Below are 713 nucleotides of genomic sequence, written 5' to 3'. Positions count from 1 at the left end.
TTCGCCGCCTTGGTGGCCCTTCTCGCGGATCTCGTGGTAGAGGCGTACCGCGTCCGTGCAGCCCTCGTTCCAACGCTGGTGCAGATACGCGAGATACAGGCGCAGCGAACCGTTGCGCTGGCCTCTGGGGTGCAGAAGCTCCTCCGCGGTAGCGGTGCTCGCGTAGCGGCGTACCGTCTTGCGGTCCAGACCGAGACTCTCGGCGATCACGCCGATGCTGGCCCCTTTGCCCGACAGCGCATGGATCGCGGTGTGGCGCTCTCGGGTCCGCGCGGCCAGGCGGCCCTCCACAGTTGGTAATGGTGCTGGCGTGTCGGCCGGCGGTACGGTCACCGGCACGGGGCTGTCGAGACATCCTCGGTGGCCCCGGACGCATTTCTCCACTGCTTCGGCCAGATTCGCCCACACGTGCCACCGGTCGGCGACCTGCCGGGCCTGCGGCGCTGCGGCGCGTATCGCTTCGGCGTAGGCGGAGGCCCGGTCCCGGCACACGATCTGTGCGCCGGGGTGCCGGCGTAGCCAATCGGCCAAGGTTGCCGCGGTGCGGTCGGGTAGCACGTCCACCGGGCGGCCGGTCTGCATGTCGATGAGGATTGTCGCGTAGATGTGGCCGCGGCGCAGTGCGAAATCGTCGATCCCGAGTACCGGTGGGCAGGCCACCACCTCGTTGTGCGGTAGTTCGCGGAGCCTGCGCAGCAGCGTGGACCTGGATA

At 69.0% G+C, this 713-nt stretch carries 1 protein-coding gene; it reads right to left on the bottom strand.

Annotated features, from left to right (window positions below):
- A partial coding sequence (locus tag Raf01_RS49195) for a transposase (RefSeq protein ID WP_203925084.1) occupies positions 1–713 on the bottom strand: 713 nt, incomplete at both ends.

Source organism: Rugosimonospora africana (assembly GCF_016862975.1).
Taxonomy (GTDB): domain Bacteria; phylum Actinomycetota; class Actinomycetes; order Mycobacteriales; family Micromonosporaceae; genus Rugosimonospora; species Rugosimonospora africana.
Note: the sequence above shows the minus strand (reverse complement) of the source record. Positions and strands in the feature narration are given on the sequence as shown.